This window comes from Methylobacterium sp. E-005 (assembly GCF_022829725.1).
Classification (GTDB): domain Bacteria; phylum Pseudomonadota; class Alphaproteobacteria; order Rhizobiales; family Beijerinckiaceae; genus Methylobacterium.
This window is the reverse complement of sequence record NZ_JAKSYG010000030.1, coordinates 39,413-62,834: the sequence shown is the minus strand read 5'-3', so window position 1 is coordinate 62,834 and position 23,422 is coordinate 39,413. Positions and strand designations below refer to the sequence as shown.

The 23,422-nt window shown below is 69.2% G+C and carries 22 protein-coding genes; 6 read left to right on the top strand and 16 right to left on the bottom strand.

What is annotated here, in order from left to right; all coding sequences use genetic code 11:
- Window positions 1–74: 74 nt before the first annotated feature.
- Complete coding sequence (gene modC / locus MKK88_RS02965; RefSeq protein WP_243997101.1) at window positions 75–1,178, bottom strand: molybdenum ABC transporter ATP-binding protein; 1,104 nt, start codon at window positions 1,176–1,178, stop codon at window positions 75–77.
- A 62-nt stretch (window positions 1,179–1,240) separates the two neighbouring features.
- Here modC and MKK88_RS02960 point away from each other — a divergent pair, with 62 nt between their 5' ends.
- Window positions 1,241–1,915: a glutathione S-transferase gene (locus MKK88_RS02960; protein ID WP_243997100.1), complete on the top strand. Its 675-nt coding sequence runs from the start codon at window positions 1,241–1,243 to the stop codon at window positions 1,913–1,915.
- A 48-nt stretch (window positions 1,916–1,963) separates the two neighbouring features.
- Here the strand turns inward: MKK88_RS02960 and modB are convergent, their stop codons facing one another.
- The 3 genes from modB to MKK88_RS02945 all read right to left on the bottom strand — a co-directional run bounded on the left by modB (window position 1,964) and on the right by MKK88_RS02945 (window position 4,133).
- Complete coding sequence (modB, locus tag MKK88_RS02955) at window positions 1,964–2,656, bottom strand: molybdate ABC transporter permease subunit (protein ID WP_243997099.1); 693 nt, start codon at window positions 2,654–2,656, stop codon at window positions 1,964–1,966.
- A 16-nt stretch (window positions 2,657–2,672) separates the two neighbouring features.
- Window positions 2,673–3,488, bottom strand: coding sequence for a molybdate ABC transporter substrate-binding protein (modA, locus tag MKK88_RS02950; RefSeq protein WP_243997098.1), 816 nt, complete (start codon window positions 3,486–3,488; stop codon window positions 2,673–2,675).
- A gap of 501 nt (window positions 3,489–3,989) precedes the next feature.
- Window positions 3,990–4,133 (bottom strand): hypothetical protein, encoded by a 144-nt coding sequence (locus tag MKK88_RS02945; RefSeq protein ID WP_243997097.1) that lies wholly within the window; start codon window positions 4,131–4,133, stop codon window positions 3,990–3,992.
- A gap of 287 nt (window positions 4,134–4,420) precedes the next feature.
- Here MKK88_RS02945 and MKK88_RS02940 point away from each other — a divergent pair, with 287 nt between their 5' ends.
- A complete protein-coding gene (locus tag MKK88_RS02940) occupies window positions 4,421–5,365 on the top strand; it encodes a 50S ribosomal protein L11 methyltransferase (protein WP_243997096.1) in 945 nt (314 codons plus the stop codon).
- Between the two features lie 30 nt (window positions 5,366–5,395).
- The gene (locus MKK88_RS02935; RefSeq protein WP_243997095.1) at window positions 5,396–5,584 is read left to right on the top strand and encodes an Rmf/CrpP family protein; all 189 of its coding nucleotides are present in this window, start codon (window positions 5,396–5,398) and stop codon (window positions 5,582–5,584) included.
- Between the two features lie 18 nt (window positions 5,585–5,602).
- Here MKK88_RS02935 and MKK88_RS02930 read toward each other — a convergent pair whose 3' ends face one another.
- Entirely contained in the window at window positions 5,603–5,869 is a 267-nt protein-coding gene (locus MKK88_RS02930) for a hypothetical protein (RefSeq protein ID WP_243997094.1), read from the bottom strand.
- Window positions 5,870–6,079: 210 nt separating this feature from the next.
- Here MKK88_RS02930 and MKK88_RS02925 point away from each other — a divergent pair, with 210 nt between their 5' ends.
- Together MKK88_RS02925 and MKK88_RS02920 are read left to right on the top strand one after the other, a co-directional pair.
- Complete coding sequence (locus MKK88_RS02925; protein ID WP_243997093.1) at window positions 6,080–7,918, top strand: aminopeptidase P family protein; 1,839 nt, start codon at window positions 6,080–6,082, stop codon at window positions 7,916–7,918.
- 224 nt (window positions 7,919–8,142) lie between these two features.
- On the top strand, window positions 8,143–10,299 hold the full coding sequence (locus tag MKK88_RS02920; RefSeq protein WP_243997092.1) for a protein-disulfide reductase DsbD family protein: 2,157 nt from the start codon (window positions 8,143–8,145) through the stop codon (window positions 10,297–10,299).
- A gap of 166 nt (window positions 10,300–10,465) precedes the next feature.
- Here the strand turns inward: MKK88_RS02920 and phoB are convergent, their stop codons facing one another.
- The 6 genes from phoB to pstS all read right to left on the bottom strand — a co-directional run bounded on the left by phoB (window position 10,466) and on the right by pstS (window position 15,979).
- Window positions 10,466–11,161 (bottom strand): phosphate regulon transcriptional regulator PhoB, encoded by a 696-nt coding sequence (gene phoB / locus MKK88_RS02915; protein WP_243997091.1) that lies wholly within the window; start codon window positions 11,159–11,161, stop codon window positions 10,466–10,468.
- 129 nt (window positions 11,162–11,290) lie between these two features.
- Window positions 11,291–12,010: a phosphate signaling complex protein PhoU gene (gene phoU / locus MKK88_RS02910; RefSeq protein WP_243997090.1), complete on the bottom strand. Its 720-nt coding sequence runs from the start codon at window positions 12,008–12,010 to the stop codon at window positions 11,291–11,293.
- A 115-nt stretch (window positions 12,011–12,125) separates the two neighbouring features.
- Window positions 12,126–12,956, bottom strand: a complete 831-nt coding sequence (pstB, locus tag MKK88_RS02905) for a phosphate ABC transporter ATP-binding protein PstB (protein WP_243997089.1) — start codon at window positions 12,954–12,956, stop codon at window positions 12,126–12,128.
- 23 nt (window positions 12,957–12,979) lie between these two features.
- The gene (gene pstA / locus MKK88_RS02900; RefSeq protein ID WP_243997088.1) at window positions 12,980–13,867 is read right to left on the bottom strand and encodes a phosphate ABC transporter permease PstA; all 888 of its coding nucleotides are present in this window, start codon (window positions 13,865–13,867) and stop codon (window positions 12,980–12,982) included.
- A gap of 8 nt (window positions 13,868–13,875) precedes the next feature.
- Window positions 13,876–14,853: a phosphate ABC transporter permease subunit PstC gene (gene pstC, locus MKK88_RS02895; RefSeq protein WP_243997087.1), complete on the bottom strand. Its 978-nt coding sequence runs from the start codon at window positions 14,851–14,853 to the stop codon at window positions 13,876–13,878.
- Between the two features lie 85 nt (window positions 14,854–14,938).
- Window positions 14,939–15,979: a phosphate ABC transporter substrate-binding protein PstS gene (gene pstS / locus MKK88_RS02890; RefSeq protein ID WP_243997086.1), complete on the bottom strand. Its 1,041-nt coding sequence runs from the start codon at window positions 15,977–15,979 to the stop codon at window positions 14,939–14,941.
- A 258-nt stretch (window positions 15,980–16,237) separates the two neighbouring features.
- Between pstS and MKK88_RS02885 the strand changes: the two genes are divergently transcribed.
- Entirely contained in the window at window positions 16,238–16,456 is a 219-nt protein-coding gene (locus MKK88_RS02885) for a hypothetical protein (protein ID WP_243997085.1), read from the top strand.
- Between the two features lie 177 nt (window positions 16,457–16,633).
- Here MKK88_RS02885 and MKK88_RS02880 read toward each other — a convergent pair whose 3' ends face one another.
- The 5 genes from MKK88_RS02880 to ftsZ all read right to left on the bottom strand — a co-directional run bounded on the left by MKK88_RS02880 (window position 16,634) and on the right by ftsZ (window position 23,410).
- Window positions 16,634–16,834 carry a hypothetical protein gene (locus MKK88_RS02880; RefSeq protein WP_243997084.1) on the bottom strand — a complete coding sequence of 67 codons (201 nt, stop codon included), beginning with the start codon at window positions 16,832–16,834 and terminating at the stop codon, window positions 16,634–16,636.
- Window positions 16,835–17,038: 204 nt separating this feature from the next.
- Window positions 17,039–18,712 (bottom strand): DNA repair protein RecN, encoded by a 1,674-nt coding sequence (gene recN, locus MKK88_RS02875; protein ID WP_243997083.1) that lies wholly within the window; start codon window positions 18,710–18,712, stop codon window positions 17,039–17,041.
- Between the two features lie 504 nt (window positions 18,713–19,216).
- Window positions 19,217–20,098, bottom strand: a complete 882-nt coding sequence (locus MKK88_RS02870; protein ID WP_243997082.1) for an outer membrane protein assembly factor BamD — start codon at window positions 20,096–20,098, stop codon at window positions 19,217–19,219.
- Window positions 20,099–20,288: 190 nt separating this feature from the next.
- The gene (gene lpxC, locus MKK88_RS02865; protein ID WP_243997081.1) at window positions 20,289–21,236 is read right to left on the bottom strand and encodes a UDP-3-O-acyl-N-acetylglucosamine deacetylase; all 948 of its coding nucleotides are present in this window, start codon (window positions 21,234–21,236) and stop codon (window positions 20,289–20,291) included.
- Between the two features lie 437 nt (window positions 21,237–21,673).
- On the bottom strand, window positions 21,674–23,410 hold the full coding sequence (ftsZ, locus tag MKK88_RS02860) for a cell division protein FtsZ (protein ID WP_243997080.1): 1,737 nt from the start codon (window positions 23,408–23,410) through the stop codon (window positions 21,674–21,676).
- Between the last annotated feature and the right edge of the window lie 12 nt (window positions 23,411–23,422).

The following is a 23,422-nucleotide window of genomic DNA, read 5'->3' as shown; positions in this document are numbered from 1 at the left end:
GCGTGGCGTCTGATTCCTAACCAAGGGTTGTGTATTCATAATATGGATTTGGTTAAGCGGCGTTTTCGGCCGTTTCAAATCGCGACAGAGTTTCGCAGGAGGCCGATCCCCGCCGGATCGAAAGCGACGCTCTTCACGATGGCAAAGACCGGTTGACCGGGCGCGAGGCCGAGGTCGGCAGCCGCCGCCCGGGTCACCCGCGCGACGAGATGCACGCCGTTGCACGTCATCTCCACGCCCACCTCGGTGCCCGACGGCGCGAGTCCGCAGATCCGGCCGGGCAGGACGTTGCGCGCGCTGAGGCCCTGGGGCCGTGTGGTCGCCACCAATACGTCGCGGGCTGGGATCCGCACCCGCAGGCGCGCGCCAACCGGACGCCCCTGCCCCGGCACCAGCAGCCGGCCGGCAGCGCCGGTCAGATGCATCAGGCCGCTTTCCGGATCGACCGCCTCCACCACCATGTCGAGCAGCGCCCCGGCCTCGGCGTCGTGGACCGCGGCGAGATCGGCCCGGCGCAGGATCGCCTCGGCGGGGCCGGCGGCGGCCACGCGTCCGGCCTCGAGCACCACCACGGAGGTGGCGAGCCGCGCCACCTCCGAGACCGCGTGGCTGACATAGACGATCGGCAGGCCGGCCTCGTCACGCAGGCGCTCGATATAGGGGAGGATCTCGGCCTTGCGGGCCTCGTCCAGCGCCGCCAGGGGCTCGTCCATCAGCAGCAGGCGCGGGCGCGCGAGCAGTGCCCGGCCGATGGCGACCCGCTGGCGCTCGCCCCCCGACAGGCCGGCGGGGCGGCGATCGAGCAGGTGGCCGATGCCGAGCATGCCGATCACCGCATCGAACTGGGCTGGATCGGCCCGGTACCGGGCGAAGACGCGGCCATAGGCGAGGTTGGTCCGCACGCTGAGATGCGGGAACAACCGCGCATCCTGGAACACCACGCCGACGCGCCGCCTGTGGGGCGGCTGAAAGAGGCGGGCGGCAGTATCGACCAGCGCGACGTCGCCGACCACGATCCGGCCCCGGTCCGGCCGGGCGAGCCCGGCGATCAGGTCGATCAGCGTCGTCTTGCCCGAGCCCGAGCGTCCGAACAGGGCGGTGAGCCCCGCTCCGGCCTCGAAGGCCGCGTCGAGGGTGAATGCGCCGCGGCGCAGGGAGACGTCGACCTGGATGCTCACGCGGGGGGCCTCGGATACCAAGTGGCGCGGCGCGGTCCGGCGCCGGCAGGGACGCAGCCGCGATGATCACGGTCCACCATCTCGAGAACAGCCGGTCGCAGCGCGTGCTCTGGCTGCTGGAGGAGCTCGGGCTGGCCTACACGGTGAAGCGCTACGCACGCGATCCCCGGACGATGCGGGCGCCCCCGGAACTGGTCGCCGTCCATCCGCTCGGCAAGTCGCCGGTGATCACCGACGACGGGATCGTGGTGGCGGAGACCGGGGCGATCATCGCCTACCTCACCGCCAAGGCCGGCGGCGCGCTGGTGCCGCCCTCGGCCACGCAGGCGCACATGCGCTACATCTATTGGATGCATTACGCGGAGGGCTCGGCGATGCCGCCGCTCCTGATCAAGCTGATCTTCTCCCGCCTGGCTCCGGGCAGCCCATGGCTCCTGCGTCCCCTGATCCGCCGAATCGCCGACACGGTGCTGCGCGGCTTCGTCGATCCGGACCTGCGCCGGCACGCGGCATACTGGGAGACGGAACTCGCCGAACGCCCCTATTTCTGCGGCGCGGATTTCACCGCCGCCGACATCATGATGAGCTTCCCGCTCGAGGCCTTCGCCGCCCGCGGCACCGGGGCGGGTCCGCAGGTGCGCGCGTGGTTGGAGCGCATCCACGCGCGCCCGGCCTATCGGCGGGCACTGGCTGCGGGCGGCCCCTACGCCTATGCCGGTGGATCGCCGGCCGCGTGAGACCCGCCACATCGTCGACGGGACGCGGGGCGTGACCGGAGCACGCATTCAGCCCGCGCCCAGCCGCCGGCCGACGCGGTGGGCCAGGAACTCGGAGGCGAGCAGTGCCGTCACCGAGATGGCGATCGACACGAGGGTGAGGCGCAGGGCGGGGCCCTCCCCGCCCGGAACCTGGGTGAGCGTGTAGATCGCCGAGGGCAGCGTCTGCGTCTCGCCCGGGATGTTCGACACGAAGGTGATGGTGGCGCCGAACTCGCCCATCGCCTTGGCGAAGGCCAGGACGGCCCCCGCGATGCAGCCTGGCAGGCTCAACGGCAACGTCACGGTGAGGAACACCGCCAGCGGACTCGCGCCCAACGTCCCGGCGGCCTGCTCCAGACGGAGGTCCACCGCCTCGATCGACAGCCGCATCGCTCGCACCATCAGGGGAAAGCCCATCACCGCGCAGGCGAGCGCCGCCCCGGTCCAGCGGAACGCCAGGACGATCCCGGCCTCGGACAGGAGGCTCCCGAGCGGGCCCCGCCGGCCGAAGGCCAGGAGCAGGAGGTAGCCGGTCACCACCGGGGGCAGGATCAGCGGCAGATGGACCAGCCCATCGAGGAGCGCCCGCCCGGGGAAGCGCCGCCGCGCCAGGATCCACGCGATCGCGAGGCCCGGACCGAGGCTGGCCAGAGTCGCCACCAGGGCTACCCTGAGGCTGAGGGCGACGGCGGTCCACTCCGCTGGGGTCAGGTCGAGCACGAGGGCGGCCGCGCCGCTATCGACCGGCGGCTGAGGCGTCGATCACCCCGAAGCCCTGCTGCTCGAAGGCGCTCCGCGCCGCCGAACCGCGCAGGTAGCTCAGCAAAGCAGCCGCATCGGAATTGCGCGAGTCTTTGACGATCGCGGCCGGATAGACGATCGGCGGATGGCTGTCGGCCGGGAAGGTCGCCAGCACGTGGACGCTGGGATCCGCGGCCGCGTCGGTGGCGTAGACGATGCCGAGGGGCGCCTCGCCGCGGGCGACGAGCAGCAGGGCTGCGCGCACATTGTCGGCCTGGGCGACCTGCCCCTTCACGGTCTCCCAGGCCCCGAGCTTCTCGAGCGCCGCTTTCCCGTACTTGCCGGCGGGAACGGCATCGATCGTCGCCATGGCGAGCTTGCCGCCGCCGAGGAGCTTGGTCAGCGTCGTTCCAAAATCGGGTGCCAGGGCGATTTGCGGATCGGAGCCGGAGGTCTTCGGCCCCGGTGCGATCAGGACCAGGGCGTTGCGCAACAGGTCGATCCGCGAGCCCGGTTTCACCAAGCCGGCCCGCTCGACGTAGTCCATCCAGCTCTGGTCCGCCGAGAGGAACAGGTCGGTTGGTGCGCCCGCCTCGATCTGCTTGGCGAGGGTGTTCGAGCCCGCATAGGAGATCCGAGTGGTCTTGCCGGTCTCCTTCATCCAGGCCGCCGTCGCGTCATCCAGCGCGTTCTTGAGGCTGGCCGCGGCGAATATCACGACGGCCTCCCCCGCCCGTGCCGGGGGCGAGGCTGGACAGAGCGCCAGCACACCGAGCGCGAGCACGCCGAGGATGCGTCGGGTCAGGCGCATGGCTGAGGATCCCCTTTGTTGCGGACCGTTATATCCGGTCGGGTATGACGGGGAGCATAGAGGCCGGCGCGTGGCCGGCCAAGATCCGGCGCGCCGGCCTCCGGGATTCGACCGCGCGCTGCGGCCTCTGCCGTCAGCTATGGGCGATGTCGCGTGGCTCCTTCGGCGTGTTCTCTGCGCGATGCAGGCGACTGAGGAGGACAAGGAGGTGACCCGGCAGCGGCCCATCCGGCGTCGGGCCGCCGAAGAGGCGCTCACGCGGTCGTGCCGACGGCGCCGTCTCGTTGACGACCACAGGGACGACTACGGGCCCGCGGGGGCCGGCACGTCTGGACTTGGTCACGCGGTACGCACCCTGCTGAAACACGATTCACGTCGAAGGCCGGCCAAAAACGTCGCTCTCCGGAGCGGGTTCCCGCCGTGTTGCCGATGCCTGTGGTTAACGCGCGTGCACGATGCCGCATTGCCGGGCGGCCGCATCTGCGATTCGCGAACGGTGGGTCACCACGTGCGGAGGTCGCGCCGGTCCGTCGATCCCGCCTCCGGCAATTGAGTCATGCCGGTTGCAACCAGAAGCCCCCACAGCCACGCCGCACCGGCCGTGGCACAGGCGAGGGCGGCGCTGATGATGAGGGGTGTAGCCATCGATGATGCACGCCTGCCAAAACTGGCGCGCCGACCCACAAGTGGATGGCGCGCCCGAGTTGAGGGTTCAGCTTGGGAAGCCGAGACTGTCTAAGCATGTCTATCGATCCGGGAAACCAATTTAGGTTGGTCGCGACATTAGTATTGCCGCTTGTGTCTCCCGGGCAACAAACGCGACGGCACCGTCGGCGCGCGGCGGTGGTTCCCCCGCGCGGCGCCGATTTTTTCGCGCCGGCAACCTGCTGCCCCCTGTGATGTCGGGCGCGCCGGCGCTACAGCCGGACCCCATGCTGGAAGGTCTGCCGCCCCACCGCCCGTCCCACGTCCTGCGCCTGCTGACCGACGAGCGCTCGGCACGGGCCATGACCGATTTGCTGGGCGAGATGTTCGATCCCACCGAGACCGCCGTGGCGGCCTTCGAGGATGAGGATGGGCGCACGTGGCGGCTCGAAGCCTATTTCGCGGATGCGCCGGACGAGGACTACGTCCGCGCCCTGATCCGGCCGGTGATTGGCGACGCGGCCGATGCGGCCGAGTTCCACACGATCGACCAGAAGGACTGGGTGCGCGCCTCGCTCGAGGGGCTGAAGCCCGTTCGCGCCGGACGCTTCCTCGTGCACGGCTCGCACGACCGGGACGCGGTACGCCCCAACGACCTACCGATCGAGATCGAGGCGGCGCTCGCCTTCGGGACCGGTCACCACGGCACGACATTGGGCTGCCTGCGGGCGTTGGTCCAGGTGCTGAAGCGGCGCCGCCCGGCCCATGTCCTCGATGTCGGAACGGGTACCGGGATCCTGGCCTTCGCGGCCGCCAAGGCGCTGCGGCAACCCGTCGTGGCGGGCGACCTCGACGCGGAGGCGGTATACACGGCCCGGGAAAACGCCCGGGCGAACGGCCTCGCTCCCTATCTCAAGCTCTATCACGGCCCCGGGGTGCGGCACCGGCTCGCGGCCCGGTCACGCCATTTCGATCTGGTCTTCGCCAACATCCTGGCGCGGCCGCTGCGGCTCCTCGCGCCTTCCCTGACTCGGGTGGTCGCGCCCGGCGGCGTGCTGGTCCTGTCCGGCCTGATCGAGCGTGATGTGCCCGGCGTGCTCTCCGCCTACCGCCATCAGGGCTTCGCCCTGGTGCGCCGGGGTCTGATCGAGGGTTGGGTCGCCCTCGTGCTCATGCGCGGCGGCGCGGCCGAACGACCCTTGAGAGCACCGCTGCGACGACCCGTGCGCTGAACCGCGCGGAGGCGGGCGCGTTGGTCCGGCATGAGCCCGACGTCGCTCCACGATACGCCGCAAGACCCGATCCGCGAAGGAGCCCGAGCTCGCGCCCACGGTCGGCCGAAGGATGCCTGTCCGTACCCGGCGAACTCCGCCTCCCGCATCGCGTGGTTGGAAGGTTATGACGGTGTGCCGGCCGACCACGCCCCCAATCCGCCGCTCTCGAACGGCTGATCCGCAAAGCGCCCGGGGTTACGATCGCGCCGCGCGCAGATCACGCAGCCAATACGATCTGTCCGGGCCGGTCTCGACATCCGCCGGCGCGGCGGCGGCATCCGCCTGTGCGACCGGCGCGCCGAGCGCAGCCATCAGCACGCGCAGACCCTCGATCCAATCCTCCGCCTCCGCCAGCGAGGCAAACCCCTCGCGCCGGACCACGGTATCGGGTTCGATCGTGACGACAGCATCGAAGCAGCCATCCGGTCTGTCGCTGATCCGGTAGTAAACGCGGCGTGCCATTGCGCTCTGATAGGCCAAAACCGGGGGCTTGATAAGATTGTTCGCGATTTTTTCATGTTGAATAAGGTATGCCCTGGGTCGATTGCTGAACCGCGCGCTGCATAACGGTCGCCGTCCGACACCTTGCACGGGCACCCCGAGTCCCGCCCCGGCCCCCGCTGAGCGCCACGTCGGTTGCCAGGGCGGCGGGGGGCGCTCTACGCTTCCCGCATGATCGAACTGCCCCCGTCCCGCCCGCGCCACCGTTTCCAGACCTTCGATGATCCGAGCCATCGCAAGGGGCCCGAGCGGATCGAGGCCCTGCGGGCCGCCCTGCGCGAGACAGGTATCGACGGTTTCGTCGTACCGCGGGCCGACGAGCACCAGTCGGAATACGTGCCCGCCGACGCGGAGCGCTTGGCCTGGCTCACCGGCTTCACGGGTTCGGCCGGGACGGCGGTGATCCTGGCCGATTCCGCCGTCCTGGTGGTCGATGGCCGCTACACGCTCCAGGCCCCCGCGCAGGTCGATACCGGCATCCTGACGATCGTCCCGCTCGCCGAATCGACCCCGGAAGCCTGGATCGGCGCCAACCTGAAGCGCGATCAGGTTCTCGGCTTCGACCCGTGGCTGCACACGCCGGACGGGCTCGCGCCACTGGAACGGGCCGCCACGAAAGCGGGTGGCGCCCTGCGGGCCGTGCCGAACCTCGTGGACGCCGTGTGGGCCGGACGGCCGAAGCCCCCCGCCGGCCGGGTCGGCCGTCATTCGGACGCTCTGGCGGGCGAGACGGTCGCGGACAAGCTTGCCCGCGTGCGGGACAGCCTGAAGACCGCCGGCTGTGACGCTTTGGTGATCTCGGATCCCCACAACCTCGCCTGGGCCTTCAACCTGCGGGGCGCCGATGTCGGGCATACGCCCCTGGCCCTCGGCTACGCGATCCTGCCGCGCGAGGGGGCGGCGCGCCTCTTCCTGGTCTCGCCGGTTGTCGATCCCGACCTGCGCGCGTCCCTTGCCCCCGTCGCCGAGCTTCTACCCCGGGGGGATCTGGAGGATGGGCTGGCCTCGCTCGGCGGGGCGCGGGTCCGGCTCGACGCCGCCACGGGGGCTGTCGCCCTCAAGGAGCGGATCGAGGCGGCCGGCGGCACCGTCGATGTCGGCAGGGATCCGATCACCGACATGAAGGCGATCAAGAACGCCGCCGAGATCGCCGGTGCCCGCGCCGCCCACCGCCGCGACGGGGCGAGCGTCGTGCGCTTCCTGGCATGGCTGGACGCGGCCGCCGCGGAGGGCGGCCTCACCGAGATCGCCGCGGTCGAGGCGCTGGAGGATTTTCGCGATGCCGGCGGCGACCTGCGCGACGTGTCCTTCCCGACCATCTCGGGGTCCGGCCCGAATGGGGCGATCGTCCACTACCGGGTCACCCGGGCCAGCGACCGGACGGTGCAGCCGGGCGAGCTGTTCCTGATCGATTCCGGGGCGCAGTACCCGGACGGGACCACCGACATCACCCGCACGGTCGCGGTGGGCGAGCCGAGCGCGGCCATGCGCGACCGGTTCACCCTGGTGCTGAAGGGCCATATCGCCATCGCCCGGGCGGTGTTTCCCAAGGGCACGACCGGCGCGCAGATCGACGCCTTCGCCCGGGCACCGCTCTGGCAGGCGGGGCTCGATTTCGACCATGGCACCGGCCACGGCGTCGGCGCCTTCCTGTCGGTTCATGAAGGGCCCCAGCGGATTGCCAAGACCGGCACGGTGGCGCTGGAGGCCGGCATGATCCTGTCGAACGAGCCCGGCTATTATGCGCCCGGCGCCTACGGCATCCGGATCGAGAACCTCATCCTCGTCGAGCCGCGTGACCTTGCGGATGGTGAGCGCCCCATGCTCGGCTTCGAGACGCTGACGCTCGCGCCCTACGATCAGCGGCTCATCCGCCCGGATCTGCTCGACCCAGCCGAGCGCGCCTGGGTCGACGCCTACCATGCCCGGGTCCGGGAGGTATTATCGCCGGAGCTCGATGATGGGGTGCGTGCATGGCTTCAGCAGGCAACGGCGCCGCTGGCAGGCTGAGCGCTGATCCGTTCGCAGCCGCCGGGCATGCATCTCGCGCCCTTGCGCGGTCCCCGGTGGCGCGACACGTTCGGCGGCATCCTCTTCGACCCCCGGACGGCTTCGGTGGTCCGGCGTGCGACGGGGCGCTGATTGGCGCCAGAATGCTCGGTCACGGAAAAGCCCGTGCCGCACGCGAAACGCCGAGCCTGAAACCGCAGCCCTCCGGCGTGCGAAGGGACAGCATGATCCGCCGCCTCGTCATCCCGATCTTGATCCTCGCCGCGAGCGTGTCGGCGGCCGTGGCGCAGGGATTGCGCACGCCACCGGATCTCGTGCGGTCGAGCTTGGTGGCCGAGCCCGCGGCGGTGTCGGGGGCGCAGCCCTTCACCCTGGCCGTGCGGATGCAGGTGAAGCCTGGCTGGCACGTCTACTGGCGCAACCCGGGGGATTCGGGGCTGCCGCCCGAGCTGACCTGGACGCTGCCCGCTGGCTTCAACGCTGGGGCCATCCACTGGCCGGCGCCGGAGCGCATCCCAATCGCCACGCTGATGAACTACGGCTACGAGGGCGAGGTCACCCTCCTCGTGCCCGTGACGCCGCCGCCGAGCCTCGATCCGGCGAGTCCGGTGCAGATCCAGGCCAAGCTGACCTATCTCGTCTGCGAGACCGAGTGCGTGCCGGGCTCCGCCGACCTCGCCCTCACCCTGCCGGTCGGCGAGCCGCGCCCCGACCCGGACAATGCTGCGCTGTTCGCCCGCGCCCGCACCGCGCTCCCCGCCCCCGCACTCTGGCCGCTCAGCCTGTCGAGCCAGGGTGATACCCTGCAGCTCGATTTTGCCGCGACCGGCCTCAAACCCGACGCCGTCCGGAATGCCGCCTACTTTCCCTATGCCGAGACCGCGATCGACAACGCCGCCGCGCAGGTGATGTCCGTCGACGGGACCGGCCTGCATCTCACCCTCGCGCGGAGCAGTCCGGCCGAAGCGGCCCCCGCAACCCTTCCGGGCGTGCTGACCCTGGATGAGGTGACAGAGTCCGGCACGCGCCGCCTCGCCTTCGCGTATGGCGACGAGCCCGTGCTTCCGGCCGCCGCCCCCCCACCGGCGCCCGCTGAAGCGACCGCCACGGAATCGGCCGCCCCCGACCTCGATGCGCTGACCCTCACGACCGCGGCCGTCTTCGCCTTCCTGGGCGGCCTGATCCTCAACCTGATGCCCTGTGTCTTCCCCGTCCTCTCGATCAAGGTGCTGAGCCTTGTGCGGCATGCCGGCGAGGGCCCGGCCCGCCTGCGCCTGCACGGCCTCGCCTACACGGCCGGTGTGCTGGCGAGTTTCCTGGGACTGGCCACGGCGCTGATCGCGCTGAAGAGCGGCGGGGCAGCGATCGGCTGGGGGTTCCAGCTGCAATCGCCCCTCGTCGTGGCGGGGCTCGCCTATCTGCTCTTCGCGATGGGCCTGAGCCTGTCCGGCGTCGTCGCGATCGGCGGCCGGCTCGCGGCTGTCGGCGACCGCCTCGCCCGGCGGGACGGGCTGGCCGGCTCGTTCTTCACGGGCGTCCTGGCGACTTTGGTGGCGACCCCCTGCACGGCGCCCTTCATGGGCTCGGCGGTGGGGTTCGCCCTGACGCAGAGCGCCGGCGTGGCGCTGGCCGTCTTCGCGTGTCTCGGGCTCGGCCTTGCCCTGCCGTTTCTGCTCCTGACCCTCTGGCCCCCGGCCCTGCGGGCACTGCCGCGGCCGGGTGCCTGGATGGAGACGCTCAAGCAGGGGCTCGCTTTCCCGGTCTACGCCACCGTGGCCTGGCTGGTCTGGGTCCTGGCGCAACAGGTCGACCCGCGTGGTCTGCTGGCGGCGCTGATCGGCCTCGTGCTGGTGGGCTTTGCGGCCTGGGCTTGGGAGCGTGGGCGCAGCGCAGCACCCGTGGCGGCCCGGATCGCTCAGGTCTGCGCGGCGCTGGCGCTGATCGGCGTCGCGGCCCTCACGCTGACCCTTCCTCAGGATCGAGCCGGGCCGACGGCGCAGGCGAAGGTTGGTGGCATCGAGCCGTTCACGCAGACGCGCCTGGACGCGCTGGTCAACGATCGCAGGCCCGCCTTCGTCAACATGACGGCGGCGTGGTGCATCACCTGCGCGGTGAACGAGACGACGTCGTTGTCCACGAAAGCGGTGCGCGCCGCCATGGCCGAGCGGGGCATAACCTACCTCAAGGGTGACTGGACCAACCAGAACCCCGAGATCACCCGCCTCCTGGAGAAGCACGGACGGAGCGGCGTGCCGCTCTATCTGCTCTATACGGGCACGGGGGAACCCCAGGTGCTGCCGCAGATCCTCACCGAGGGAACGGTGCTGCAGGCCCTGGCCTCGGTGCCGCCCGCCGGCAGGAGCGCCGCGGCGACGCGCTGACCGGGTTCACCATTGGGCTTTAACCCTTTGGCGGGGTGTCGGAGCGGAGCCCCTGTCGGGCCAGAACCTGGGATCGGGCTTGCCCCGACACCGGATGGTTTCCGGCACCAGGGCTCCGCCCTGGACCCGCAAAAGGTCTCGACCTTTTGAAACCGTGCTTTGCGCTTCAGGCTTCCAAGGAAAAGGTTTCGTCGAAGGCGTAGCCGGAGCCGCGGACGGTGCGGATTGGATCGGCTTGGCGCGGCCCGTTCAGCGCCTTGCGCAGGCGCCCGACATGGACGTCGACGGTGCGCTCGTCGATGTAGACGTCGTGGCCCCAGACCCCGTCGAGGAGCTGTTCCCGCGAGAAGACCCGGCCCGGGGCCAGCATCAGGAATTCGAGCAGCCGGAACTCGGTCGGGCCGAGATGCAGCTCCTCGCCGGCGCGGCGCACCCGATGGCCGGTGCGGTCGAGTTCGAGGTCGCCCGCGGCCAGACGATCCGAGACGTGGGCGGGCTTGGCCCGGCGCAGCAGCGCGCGGATCCGGGCGAGCAGTTCCGGCACCGAGAACGGCTTGACGATGTAGTCGTCGGCGCCCGTGCCGAGGCCGCGGACCCGGTCGCCCTCTTCGCCCCGGGCGGTGAGCATGATCACCGGCAGCCGCTCGGTTTCACGACGGGCTCGGATGCGGCGGCAGAGCTCGATCCCGGACAGGCCGGGCAGCATCCAGTCGAGAAGGACCAGATCGGGCATCCGTTCGGCCAGGAGCAGTTCCGCATCGTCGCCCCGGGCCGCCGAATCCACCAGGAAGCCTTCGGCCTCCAGATTGTAGCGCAGCAGCGTGGTCAGCGCCTCCTCGTCCTCGACGATCAGGACTTGCATGCTCACGTTCGATGACCTGTTCTCGCGGCAGACCCCCATGGTGCCGGGGGCTTCGCCCTGTCTCAAGGTGCGCGCTCGGCGCTGCGCACCGGAATCCGGAAGGCGGCTTCCGCCTTCCGGGATGAGGCGTTAGGGAGCCTGTCCCCCATCCACCGTCGCGTAGTTCGACGCGTCGTTCTTGGGTCGGTCGCCCGCGAGGGTCTCGCCCGTCTCGAGGTAATGGATCGTCTCGGCAATGTTCGTCGTATGATCGCCGATGCGCTCCACGTTCTTGGCGCAGAACAGAAGGTGCGTGCAGAACGAAATGTTGCGCGGATCCTCCATCATGTAGGTCAGGAGTTCGCGGAACAGGGAGTTGTACAATGCGTCGATCTCGCCGTCGCGCTCCCAGACGTCGTGGGCAGCCTGGATGTCGCGGCTCGCGTAGGCGTCGAGCACGTCCTTCAACTGGCCCTCAGCGAGGTCGCTCATGTGGCGCACGCCCAGCACGATCTTCTGGGCCGGGGCCTGATCGGAGATCGCGACCACGCGCTTGGCCACGTTCTTGGCGAGGTCGCCGATCCGCTCCAGATCGCCGGAGACGCGGATCGCCGAGATGGTCTCGCGCAGGTCGATCGCCAGGGGCTGACGCCGGGCGATCAGCAGAACGGAACGCTCCTCGATGTCCCGCTGAAGGGCGTCGAGGCGCTTGTCGGCGAGGATCACCGCCTGGGCGAGCCCATCGTCACGGCGCACCAGGGCGTCGGTCGCCTCCGTGGTCATCTTCTCTGCCACGCCGCCCATCTCTGAAATCGAGCGGCGGAGATTTTCGAGATCGGTGTCGTAGGAGGTAACGATATGGCCGGGCATGGGGAGGATCCTTCGATGGGGGCCGTGACGTGCGATCCCACGCGTTTGCGGCGATCCCGCCCGGCCGCCGCGGCATCCGGGTCGTGATCGCGCGGAAACCGGTCTTCGAAACAGCTTAGCCGAAGCGGCCGGTGATATAGTCCTGCGTCCGCCGCTCCGTCGGGTTCATGAACATCTTTTCGGTCTGCGAGAATTCGATCAGTTCGCCGAGATACATGAAGGCGGTGAACTGCGAGATGCGCGCCGCCTGCTGCATGTTGTGTGTGACGATGGCGATGGTGAATTCATCGCGCAGCTGCTCGATCAGCTCCTCGATGCGTCCGGTCGAGATCGGGTCCAGCGCCGAGGTCGGCTCGTCGAACAGGATCACCTCCGGGCGCTGCGCCACGGTGCGGGCGATGCACAGGCGCTGCTGCTGGCCGCCCGACAGGCCCATGCCGGATTGCTTGAGCTTGTCCTTCACTTCCTCCCAGAGCGCCGCCTTGCGCAGGGACGATTCCACGCGTTCGTCGAGTTCCGACTTCCCGAGCTTCTCGTAAAGCCGGATTCCGAAGGCGACATTGTCGTAGATCGACATCGGGAAGGGCGTCGGCTTCTGGAACACCATGCCGACCCGGGCGCGCAGGTCATTGAGATCGACCTTGGGATCCAGGATGTTCACGCCGTCCAGCAGGATCTGCCCCTCGGCGCGCTGCTCCGGATAGAGGCTGTAGATCCGGTTGAAGGTGCGCAGCAGCGTCGACTTTCCGCAGCCCGAGGGCCCGATCAATGCGGTCACCTGCCGATCGTGGAAGTTGAGGTTGATGTTCTTCAGGCCGTGGAACTGGCCGTAGTAGAAGTTCAGATCCTTCACGGCGATCCGGACCGGCGCCTTGGTGTCGGCGCCGGCCTTGGCGGAGGGGTGGAACTGGGGCTCGGCGGTCACGGTCGCTGCGGCATTGCTCATCGGGCTAATCCTTCGGGCGCGCTTCAGCGGGCCCGCTGCGGCTTGATCACCACGCGGGCGACAATCGAGAGGGCGAGGATGGTCACGGTGATCAGGAGTGCTCCGGCCCAGGCCAGCTGCTGCCAGTTGGAATAGGGCGAGAGCGCGAACTGGTAGATCATCACCGGCAGGTTCGGGATGCCGCCCATGAGATCGGCGTTGAACCAGCTGTTGTTGTTCAGCGCGGTGAACAGGAGCGGGGCCGTCTCGCCGGCGATGCGGGCCAGCGCCAGGATGATGCCGGTCACGATGCCGGCCGAGGCCGCGCGCCAGCTCACCTTCATGATCACCGTCGAGGGCGGGGCCCCCAGGGCCGCGCCGGCCTCGCGCAGGGTACCTGGCACGAGGCTGAGCATGTCCTCGGTGGTCCGCACGATCACCGGGGTGGCGATGATCGCAAGGGCGACGCTGCCGGCCCAGCCGGAGTAGCTGCCCATGGGCCGCACCATCAGCGTGTAGACGAACAGGCCGATCAGGATCGACGGCGCCGAGAGCAGGATATCGTTCAGGAAGCGGATGAGCGAGGCCAGCTTCGAGCCCCGGCCGTACTCCGCGAGGAAGGTCCCGGCCATCACGCCGACCGGCGTCGCGATGACGATGCCGATGGTCGTCAGGATCAGGCTGCCCAGGACCGCGTTGGCGATGCCGCCGCCCTCGCTGCCGGGACCCGGGGTCGGCTGGGTCAGCAGGGTCGGGGTGAAGCCGCGCACACCCTCGACGATCAGCATCAGCAGGATCGAGCCGAGCACGATCACGCCAATCAGCGTGGCGAAGGCGCAGAAGCCGCGGAGCAGCGCGTCCGCCCGCCGCCGGCCGGGTCGGACTCGGCTTCGCGCGAGGGGCGTCGCGGCCCGTGTGTTGATCGCGTCCATGGGGATCCTCAACCAACCCGCACGCGCGACGTCAGGATGCGCGCGACGATCAGGACGATGAAAGTGATGACGAACAGGATGCAGCCGAGCGCCATCAGGGCGTTGAGCTGCATGCCATCCGCCTCGTTGAATTCATTGGCGATCCGGGACGCGATGGTCGAGCCGGGATCGAAGATCGAGGCCGAGAGGCGGTTGGCGTTGCCGACCACGAAGGTCACCGCCATCGTCTCGCCCAGCGCCCGGCCGAGGCCGAGCATGATCGCACCGATGATCGACACCGAGGCATGCCGGATCAGGACGAAGCGCGTCACCTCCCAGGTGGTGCAGCCGACCCCGTAGGCGCTCTCGCGCAGGATCGTCGGGATCTGGTCGAGCATGTCGCGGGCGACCGAGGCGACGAACGGCACGATCATGATCGCCAGGATGATGCCGGCGGTGAGCACGCCGACGCCCGACGGGATGCGGGCATACAGCACGGTCCCGACGATCGGCAGACCCTCGACGACGTTGGAGACCGGGATCTCGATGAAGCGGGCGAAGAGCGGGGCGAAGATGAACAGCCCCCACATCCCGTAGATGATGCTCGGCACCGCGGCCAACAGTTCGATCGTCATCGCGACCGGCTTGCGCGCCCAGCCCGGACAGAGCTGCGTCAGGTAGATCGCGATGCCGAGCGAGATCGGGACACCGATGACGAGGGCCAGGAGCGCGGAGGTGACCGTTCCGATGACGGCCACGAGGGCGCCGTACTGTTCGGTCCCGACGTTCCAGGCGCTCGACGTCAGGAAGCCCAGGCCGAACTCCCGGAAGGCCGGCAGGCCGCCATACACGATGGAGCCGATGATCCCCACGAGGACGGTCAGCACCAGGAGCGCTGCGCCGTAGGCGCAGCCGCGGAACAGGGCATCCATGTTCCGGCTCGGACCCTTCCGCGCCGCAGCCATACGGGTTTGGCCGAGAGCAATCGTTTCAGTCAAAGCGGGCATCCGCGGTTCTCTGCGAAGGATGGCGTGGTAGCGCGGCACGATCCCAGAAGCGAGGGAGGAGGCCAAAGCCTCCTCCCGTCCCGGCTCACATGTTGAAGACGGGCTTTCCGTCCTTGTCCTTCACGTTCTTCCACTCGTCGTGGATCAGTGAAACGACGTTGTCGGGCAGCGGAACGTAGTCGAGATCGGAGGCAAGTTTGTCGCCGTTCTTGTAGGCCCAGTCGAAGAACTTGAGCACAGCGGCGGCCTTGGCCGGATCAGCCGGATCCTTACGGAGCAGGATGAAGGTCGCCGCCGTGATCGGCCACGCATCATCGCCCGCTTGGTTGGTCAGCGAGATGCCGAAGCCCGGCGCCGCCTTCCAGTCCGCGCTGGCGGCCGCCGCCTGGAAGGCCTTGTCGTCCGGCTGCGGGAACTTGCCGGCCTTGTTCTGGAGCAAAGTGTAGGCGAGCTTGTTCTGCTTGGCGTAGGCCGATTCGACGTAGCCGATGGAGTTCGGCACCTGCTTCACGGTGGCGGTCACGCCCTCGTTGCCCTTGCCGCCCTGACCAACCGGCCAGGAGATCGTCGTGGCCGCGCCGTATTCCTTCTTCCAGCCGTCCGAAACCTGGGACAGGTAGGTCGTGAAGATGTTGGTCGTGCCCGAAGCGTCGGACCGGTAGACCGGGGTGATGTTGGTCTCGGGCAGCTTCAGGCCCTCATTCAGCTTGGCGATCCGCGGATCGGTCCATTTCGCGATCTTGCCGGCGTAGATGTCGGCCAGCACGTCGCCGGTGAGCTTGAGCTTGCCCGGCTCGACGCCGGCGATATTCACCACGGGAACCACGCCGCCCATAACCGTCGGGAACTGGACGAGGCCGTCCTTGTCGAGCTGCTCACCCTTCAGCGGCGCGTCGGTGGCGCCGAAATCGACCGTCTTGGCCTGGATCTGCTTGATCCCGCCGCCGGATCCGATCGACTGGTAGTTGAGCCCGGAGCCGGTTTCCTTCCGGTAGGCCTCGGCCCATTTCGAATAGACCGGGAAGGGGAACGTGGCCCCGGCCCCGGTGATGTCGGCGGCCAGCGCCGCGGACGCCAGCTGTACCGTCGCGAGGCCGACGGCGAGCGCGTAAGCGAAGGGTCTCATGGAATCTCCGTTGCCGTCGGGCAAGTGCCTGCACCGCCCCGCCGGCATGCTCATGCCCGCGGCAGAGCCTCGCGGCCGGTCTTTTGAAGGACCCAGCGCCGGCCGCCCGATGTCTGCGCGGTTACGACAGGGAGATGACACCGACATGACATCGCGCCGCAGGTTCTGCGGCACGGTTCACGGGTCTCGTGCGTTCCATGTGGACAACGCAGCCGGAAGGACGTGAGAACCGTGGGGGGCGACAGCGTCGATACAGCGATGGAGACCGACCCCGGCTGGCTTGCCCTGCATGCGGAGCGGGAGGCCGTGGAGCGCGCCCTGGCCCTCGCTCAGGCCCGCCAGAAGTTCAGCAGCGATCCGGATACGGCTGCGGCGGCGCGGCGGGACGAAGCCGATCTGCTGATCAACCTCGACCGGGTGCTCACCTTGATTCGAGCGGCCGAATATCGTCGGCGCCCCGGAGCGCGCCGCTGGTGAGGTGCCATGACGACGCGCTGAGTCGGGGAAGGGTTGCGTAGTCAGGCCGACGCTTCGTTCGCAAAGGTCCTTGCTAAATCGCAGGTTGTTGCCGCTCAGCCGGCGGCACCGGTTTCCAATACGAGCGGGAACGCGTGCGCGTGCGCCGAATGGGCGTCCTATTCGGCGGCGAGGGCCCTAGCCGGCCCGGCGCTGCTCCCGTTCCTTCTGGCGCAGGCGCAGGAGCAGTTCGACGTGGGTATCGGTGATCGGCTGCGTGTCGACGCTGCCCTCGTAGACGCTGCGGAGCGAGAGACCGAGCTGGCGCGTATCGATCGCCCGTCTCAGCGGCCGACCCGAGTCGAGCAGCGCATCGGATTCGACGACTGACGGCTTCATGGTACCCTTCCGCCCTACGACCGCCCAAAAACCCGCTGCGGTGCCGGGATGTGGTTAATGTCACCAGGAATGGTTAACGAAAGGTTACTGTCAACGCACGGTTAAGCTTACCTGTCATTTGGCCGCTGGGATCGGACAGGATGTCGGGGCGGCATTGGGATGGGCGCCCTCCGCCGAGCCGACACCCCTGTCGGCGGAGGCAGCTCATCCGTCGGCGCCCTGGAGGAGCCGCGCGGCCGCGGCCCGGGCCTCGTCGGTAACCGTGGCGCCCGCGAGCATCCGGGCGATCTCCTCCCGGCGCTCGGCGACCGGCAGGCTGGCCACGCGGGTCGCGACCCGGCCAGCCCCCTTCACGGGCGCCTTGGCGATGAGGAAATGGGTCTCGGCGCGCGCCGCGACCTGCGGCGCATGGGTGACGGCGACCACCTGGACCGTAGCGGCGAGGCGAGCGAGGCGCAGGCCGATGGCGTCGGCAACGGCGCCGCCGACGCCGGTATCGATCTCGTCGAAGATCAGCGTCGGCGCCGAGCCCTTGTCGGCGAGCACCACCTTCAAAGCGAGCATGAACCGCGACAACTCGCCGCCCGACGCGACCTTCATCATCGGGCCCGGCTTGGTGCCGGGATTGGTCTGCGCCCAGAACTCCACCCGGTCGGAGCCGGCCGGATCGCGCGACTCGGGGTCGGTGACGATCTCGGTGATGAAGCGCGCGCGCTCCAGCTTCAGGGGCGGCAGTTCGGCCTTCACGGCCGCGTCGAGCTGCTTGGCGGCCCGGCGGCGGCCGGCGCTGAGCTTCTCGGCGGCCTCGGCATAGGTGGCCTCGGCACCGGCGAGCGTCTGCTCCAGGCCTGCCAGCGCCGCCTCGCCGGCATCGATCGCCGCAACGTCCCCGGCATAGCGCTCGGCGAGCGCCGCGAGATCGTCGGCCGCGACGTCGTATTTGCGGGCCGCCGCCCGCAGGGCGAACAGCCGCTCCTCGACCCGCTCCAGATCGCGGGGATCGAATTCCGTCTCCGCCACTGCGGCGTCGAGCACGGCGCGGGCTTCGTCGAGGGCGACCATCGCGGCGTCGAGGGCGTTGACGCAGGGATCGACCAGGGCCGGAAGCTGTGCGGCGCGGCGCTCCAGCTTGCGCAGCGCGGCCGAAAGATGGGGGACCCCGGAATGGGGGCCGCCCACCGCGTCCAACGCCTCGTTCAACTCGCGCGCCACCTTCTCCGATTGCTGCATGATGCTGCGGCGCTCGGCGAGCTGGGCTTCCTCGCCGGGCTGCGGCGCGAGAGCGGCCAGCTCGTCCACGGCGTGGCGCAGAAAATCAGCCTCCTTGCGGGCCGCGTCCACGCGGGCGCGATGCTCGGCAAGGTCGGAACGGGCGTTGCGGACCGCCCGGGCGGCCGCCGCGACCTTGGTGAGCTGGCCTTGAAGGCCGCCGAACGCGTCGAGGATTGCCCGGTGCGAGGCTGGATCGGCCAGGGCCCGGTCGTCGTGCTGCCCATGGATCTCCACCAGGGCGGCGCCGATCGCGCGCAGCACCTGGACACCCACCGGCTGATCGTTGACGAAGGCGCGGGTGCGGCCGTCCGCCATCTGGGTCCGGCGCAGAATCAGGTCGCCTTCGGTGTCGATCTCGGCCTCGGCGGCGATCCGGCGCGCCGGATGGTCGAGGGGCAGATCGAACACCGCGGTCACGACACCCTGCGCCTCCCCGTGCCGGACGAGCCGGCCGTCGCCGCGGCCGCCGAGCGCCAGGGCAAAGGCGTCGAGCAGGATCGATTTGCCCGCGCCCGTCTCCCCAGTCAGGACGCTGAGGCCCGAGCGGAAATTCAGTTCGAGGCGGTCGATCAGAACGATGTCGCGGATCGCGAGCTGCGCCAGCATGCGGCGGGTGCATTCCTCAGGAGGGGACCGCAGACATAAGGCCGTCGCCGCGCCGATTCACCCCAAAAATGCGCCGCACAACGGGAAAGGCCCGGGGCCAGCGCTCCGAGCCCTGATCTGTCCGTCGCGACCTTGCCGCGTCATGGTTTCGAAAGGGCGAGCCCCGGCCCTTTTCCGGTGTTTGCAGGACCACCGAGACAAGGGCCAAGCGCACTCTCCTCCCCCTTGTGGGGAGGAGTTGGCGGTTGTGCAGAAGGCCCCAAGAGGCTCGATCCTACACCAACCCCACCCCTCTGACCCCTCCCCACAAGGGGGGAGGGTCAGAGATGGCGCTCTTTCAATATGGTGGCGCGATAGACTGCGACCCATGCAGGCGGTCAAATGACCTTAAACGGGCTGGGTCGAGACCTTTCGCGGGTCTGGGGCAGAGCCCTTGCGGATAGCGCGAGACATGCCGCAGGGCTGAAGCCGGTGGGAAACCCGGACCGCGGCCCTGACGCGTCCTTACTCGGCCGAGGCGGTCTTGCCCGCGACCGACCGGTAGATCTTCGACAGAAACGAAGTCTTTTCCTCGCGCGGTTCGAGACCGTTCTGGGCGAGGAGCGCGTGCGCATCCTTATACCAGGGGCTCTCGGGGAAATTGTGCCCCAGCACCGCGGCGGAGTTCTGCGCCTCCTGGGCGATGCCGAGCGCCCAGTACGCTTCCGTCAGGCGCTCCAGCGCCTCCTCGGCGTGGCGGGTCGTCTGATACTTGGACACCACGTCGCGGAAGCGGTTGATCGCCGCCGGGAAGTTGCGCCGCTCCAGATAGAAGCGCCCGACTTCCATCTCCTTGCCGGCGAGCTGGTCGCGGGTGATCTGGATCTTCGCCTTCGCGTCGACGGCATATTCCGAGGTCGGGTACTTCTGAACGAGTTCCTGAAGAGCCACCAGCGCCTTCTCGGAGCGTTCCTGATCGCGGGTCACATCCGGGATCTGCTTATAGTTCGACATCGCCATCAGGTACTGCGCGTAGGCCGCATCCTTGCTGGCCGGGTGCCTCTGCAGGTAGCGCTTCGAGGCGCTGATCGCGTCGTCGTACTTCTGGCCCTCGTAATTGGCGTAGGCGGTCATCAGCAGCGCCTTCCGGGACCATTCGGAATATTGGTACTGCTTGTCCAGGCTATCGAATTTCTTGACCGCGCCCTCGTAGTCGCTGTCTTCGAGCTTGGCCAAGCCGTCGCTGTAGAGCTTGTCGGCCGGGACATCCGGCACGACTTCGGGCTTGTACTTCTCGGCGAAGAGATTGGTCGGGTCGAAGTCGCAGCCGCCGAGGCCCAGGCCGAGGATGGCCACGAGAGGGGCCGCGAAGGCCGCCGCCCGGCGGTGACGAATGGTGACAGGCATCTGGCGCTCTTTCCCGGAAGCGGCGCCATCCCGCGCCGTCATGCCATCGCGTGCGTGGATCCGACCCGCCGGGCCGTACCCGCCGTTCACGGACCGTTAAACCGTGCCGTTTGATTCGGGCACGAAAGCGGCAAGGCTGAGGCGGGCTGGAACGATTGCCGACTGTGGCTTGCGGACCACAGATTGTTAGTCAAAGGTCGCCCGCGAAGGCGGCGATGCCCAGACCGACGCTGAGTTCAGAAAGGGCGGTGTCGCGACGCGAACCCTGTGCCTCGACGATCGCGTAGTTGGCCCGGTCGGCCAGAAGCGCGGAGAGCACGCCGACATTCATCCGGTGGCCGCCGCAAAAGGAGCGGTACGCGCCCTGGATCGGCAGACCGGCCAGGGCAAGGTCGCCGATGGCGTCGAGGATCTTGTGCCGGACGAACTCGTCCGGGAATCGAAGCCCCTCGGGATTGACGACCGCGGTCTCGCCGACCGCCACGGTGTTCTCCAGGGAGGCGCCGAGGGCGAAGCCCGCCTTCCAGTAGCGCTCCACGTCCCGCATCATCCCGAAGGTGCGGGCGCCGGCGATCTCACGGCGATAGGAGGCGGGCGACAGGTCCATCGCCTTGCGCGAGCGGCCGATCACCGGGCTCTCGAAATCGATCTCGACATCGAGGCGGAAGCCCCGGTCGATCGGGCGGAGCTCGGCGAAGGCGTGGCCCGCCTCGATCCGGACGTGGCGCAGGACCTTGAGCCAGCGCCGGGGCGTACCGCAACTGGCGATCCCGACCTGATCGATCGCCTGGACGAAGGGGAGCGCCGAGCCGTCGAGGATGGGCATCTCGGGCCCGTCGATCTCGATCAGGGCGTTGTCGACGCCCAGGCCGAACAGGGCGGACATCAGGTGCTCGACGGTGGCTACCGCGCCGGTCTCGACGTCCCCGAGGACGGTGCAGAGCTCGGTCGCGGAAACGAGGGCGTGATGCGCCTTGATCAGGCGGTCATTGCCGTGGGGGGTACCGGTGCGGAGGAAAGCAATGCCGTGGTTGGCGGGCGCGGGCCGGAGCGTGATCTCGGCGGGGTTCCCGGAATGGACCCCGATCCCCGAAAGAGTCGCCGGCCCTTTGAGGGTCGTCTGTTTCAGCGTTCGCATTCCTTAGCCCCCGGCCGCGATCAGGTTCCGCCATTCCGACCGGGAATGGGAAAAACTGACTGATCCGTCCGCTGCTTGATGCCCCTGCTCACGCGATCAGGTTGTGTCCCGATGCATGTCTCGTCGGTCTCGGTGCTTCTATAGCTGCACCGCACAGGGCAGCCAAATCACGGATTCTTACGCTCTGTTACAGACACGCTTGTCGTCTCACCGACACAAAGTGCTGTGGGATCAACGGCTTAAAAAGTGGTTAACCCGTGACTAACCGGCGGCCAATCTGTGTCACGGATGCACCAGGGATCCCCGCCCGTCACAGCCGTGCTGCCCGAGACCACGGTTGCCAGATCGAGGCACAAAACCTGAAGTTGTGCTTGTGCAACACGAAGAGCCGGCGGTCGCCCGCCGGCTCTCGACTCACGTAAGACTGTGAAGGTCCCTCAGTTCGCCTGGCGGCGGAGGAAGGCCGGGATCTCCAGCTGGTCGTCGTCCATCATCCGGGGCTGGGGCGCGACGCGGCCCTGGGGGTCGAGGTTGCCCTGCGCCGGGCGGTATTGCGGCACCGACGGCGCGGCCGGAGCGCGCGGAGCCGGGGGGACATGCGGCTGCGCCATCTGCGGCTGCGGTGCGATCGGGTTGGCCCGGGGCGCGGGAGCACCCTCGACCTCGTCGCGCCGGCCGCCGAAGCCCACCGTGGCGAGCCGCCGGAGGAGCGAGGTCCGCTTGGATTCCGGAGCCGACTCTTCCTGGGCGCGGTTCGCCAGGATCTGGTTCTGGGCGATCGGCGGCAGCTCGTGGATCTGCGGCATCCGCGGGGCGCGCGCCAGCGGCGTGCCACCCGGGGCGGCCGGACGCGGCGGTACGAACGGGCCGGCCTGGAACTGCGGCGCGGGCTCGGCCGGCAGCGGCGCGGGCGGCGGGACGAAGGGCGCTGCGGCCCGGGGCTGGACCGGGGCGAGCACGACGTCGTCGCGGGTCATCGGAGCGGCGGGCTCGCGGCTGATCAGCGGCTCGGCCCGCATCTCCGGGGCCTGGAGCGGCGCAGGGGCCGGAGCAGGCGCCGGGGCCGGGGCGACCGACTCGGTGCGGATGCTCGGCACCGGCGAGGCGGCGCGCGAGCGGGCCTCGGCGCGGAGGCGCTCGGCAACCTCTGCGATACGCTGCTCGGTCTCGGCCATGGCCGGGTTGTTCGGCGAATTCGCCGAGATCAGGGCCGGCTCGATGCCGGTGGCGACCACCGACACGCGGATGATTCCGTCCAGGCTCTCGTCGAAGGTGGCGCCCAGGATGATGTTGGCGTCCTGATCGACCTCCTCGCGGATGCGGGTGGCGGCCTCATCGAGCTCGTACAGGGTCAGGTCGGAGCCGCCGGTGATCGAGATCAGCAGACCGCGGGCGCCCTTCATCGAGACGTCGTCGAGCAGCGGGTTGGCGATGGCGGCTTCGGCTGCGCGGTTGGCGCGCTTCTCGCCCGATGCCTCGCCGGTGCCCATCATGGCCTTGCCCATGCCGCGCATGATCGCCCGCACGTCGGCGAAGTCGAGGTTGATGAGACCCTCCTTCACCATCAGGTCGGTGATGCAGGCGACGCCGGAGTAGAGCACCTGGTCGGCCATCGCGAAGGCATCCGCGAAGGTGGTCTTCTCGTTGGCGACCCGGAACAGGTTCTGGTTCGGGATGACGATCAGGGTGTCGACCGCAGCCTGCAGCTCCTGGATGCCGGACTCGGCGGTACGCATCCGGCGGACGCCCTCGAACTGGAACGGCTTGGTCACGACGCCGACCGTCAGGATGCCCATGTCGCGGGCCGCCCGGGCGATGACCGGGGCGGCGCCGGTGCCGGTGCCGCCGCCCATGCCGGCGGTGATGAAGCACATGTGGGCGCCCGAGAGCTGGTCGCGGATCTCGTCGATCACCTCGTCGGCGGCGGCGGAGCCGACCTCCGGGTGCGAGCCGGCGCCGAGGCCCTGGGTCACGCCCAGGCCCATCTGAATCACCCGCTCGGCCTTCGAGGAGGTGAGCGCCTGGGCGTCGGTGTTGGCCACGACGAATTCGCAGCCCAGCAGGCCCGACTCGATCATGTTGTTGACGGCGTTGCCGCCGGCGCCGCCGACGCCGAAGACGGTGATGCGGGGCTTCAGTTCCCGGATGTCCGGCGCCTGGAGGGTGATGGCCATGGTGTCGAGCCT